Origin of the sequence: Acinetobacter sp. YH16031 (assembly GCF_013417335.1) — a bacterium.
GTDB lineage: Bacteria > Pseudomonadota > Gammaproteobacteria > Pseudomonadales > Moraxellaceae > Acinetobacter.
In genome coordinates this window covers 1-1,850 of sequence record NZ_VPED01000128.1, presented here as the reverse complement: position 1 = coordinate 1,850, position 1,850 = coordinate 1, and the positions used below count along the sequence as shown (strand labels likewise).

The window sequence follows — 1,850 nt, the reverse complement described above, 5'->3', positions numbered from 1 at the left end:
ATCAATTTGTTTAGTTGTTCTTCAAAATCTTGCTTGTTTAAATCACCTGAAACGTACTGATCATAAAGTTTTTGATGATCTTCAGTGATTTCTAAATCGTAATATTCTCGATCTGATTTCTTTAAAAACACCTCTGACAAACGATTATTTTTTTCAGCATCACTCAATTTCATGGTCTAAATGCTCCTATTTTGCGTTTATTGGCGTTTTTAGCCCTGTTTAGCTAGATTTCCCTGTTTTGAAGAAAAGTGCGCTTAAAGGCGATTTTAGGCGGTTTTAAGCCATGTGTGAAAATTTGATATTTTAAAAGTTGCCGATCGGCAACTTTTAGCGGTTTGGGGGATTTATCATTTTCCGACAGCAGGAGGGAATGCACGCTTCCGCGTTTCTCTCCGAGAAACAAAAAAACGGCCTCTGAAAAAGATAAAAATAAGCCCCAAAAGTTGGGGCGTTTTGAAATCTTTTTTAGGTGGTGTCTCTGGCACTTTTAAACAACTCATGGATGCCACAGGTCCATTATGGAAGAAGCAGGCTTTTAAAGGAAAATTAGCCGCAGGATTTACTGTTTCCTCATTACCTGCTGGGGATAAGCAATCGACCCTGATTTCGCTTTTCACCTTTTCGATGCAACACGGTATGGTATGGGTCGGCAACCCTATTTTACCTGAGCAACATCAAGGTGTTCCGTATACGCAAGCAGCCAATCGTCTCGGCTCATGGTCTGGTCTTATGGCACAAGCCGAACATGCCAGTGCGGCAGATGCTTTTGATATTGGCGATATTAAAACCGCTCAGTTATTTGGACAAAACTTTGCATTTCGCTTAAATGCATATCAAGGAACATGATCAAATGAAAGAGTCTAGTCTTTAATTTCCATATGTTTTTTAATCTCGGGCATTACTACATTAAAAACATTAGGTGTTATCAATAGTTTCTTTTCTATGTGAATGTCAGCATGGATTAGGAATATCTCTTATGAAGAAGATCCTGTCAGGATGATGGGTTTTCTTTATTTATCTTACAAATTCTGAAAATATCTATACGTTGCCATCATTCTTATCTTTTTTGCAGCATTTATCGCTGGAGAATGAATAACCCTCATATCCATTAAATACACATCCCCTTGTACGCCAGTTAATTCAATGATCTCTAATTTTTTATTCTGAAAATCAAAAGGCTGATTTAATATTTTCGTACTCAATAAATGATTCAGCTGACTTGAAGAAGATCGTTCAGTTAAATGATGTGAACCTTTCAAAACTAGAGTTCCACCACCATGAGGTTGAATATCATCAATGATTAAAAAAAATTGCAGTGACTCAAAAGCTGTTGAATGTGAATCGACATGCCATTTTAAATCATTCAGTGTCCATTTTTCCTGTTGAGGTAATGTCAGTAGAAGTTGCTGTTTCTGATCAGAGTAAAACTTTTTAGCAAAAATTTTGAATACAACTTCACCCAAAATATCTGAATATTTTTCTAAAGTTTTTGGCTGTTTAACTGTTCTGGACAACATGACAATCTGTTGAAAATGACTCAATTTTTTCAATTCTTTAGAGATTATTTTATTATTTTCATAAATTTTTAAACGTTTCAGTTCTTCAACCAAACTCTCTTTGATTAAATTTACTTCTTTTTTATCAATAAACTGAGATAGCTTAACAATTCCATCAACACTTAAGTCAGTTTTAATTTGTTTTAACTTTATTTGATCCAAATCGGCTCCATTATGATTCATTTTAAAAATTTCCAATCCCTAAGATTCAATCAGCTCTACTTAGGCAATAGCCTTAATAAACCAGCATTTTTTCCATCTTCCAACACCCAAATCGAGCCATTATATGCAGTA

The 1,850-nt window shown here is 34.9% G+C and carries 1 protein-coding gene and 1 pseudogene; one reads left to right on the top strand and one right to left on the bottom strand.

Annotation, left to right across the window (positions count from 1 at the left end):
• Positions 1–465: 465 nt before the first annotated feature.
• Positions 466–846: pseudogene (locus tag FTV31_RS16530) on the top strand (flavodoxin family protein); the annotation flags it as partial.
• A 173-nt stretch (positions 847–1,019) separates the two neighbouring features.
• Here the strand turns inward: FTV31_RS16530 and FTV31_RS16525 are convergent.
• Positions 1,020–1,739 (bottom strand): phytanoyl-CoA dioxygenase family protein, encoded by a 720-nt coding sequence (locus tag FTV31_RS16525; protein ID WP_087554354.1) that lies wholly within the window; start codon positions 1,737–1,739, stop codon positions 1,020–1,022.
• Positions 1,740–1,850 lie beyond the last annotated feature (111 nt).

Excerpts from the sequence above, each read along its gene's own strand:
- FTV31_RS16525 (WP_087554354.1), bottom strand. The coding sequence starts at position 1,739 with ATGAATCATAATGGAGCCGATTTGGATCAAATAAAGTTAAAACAAATT.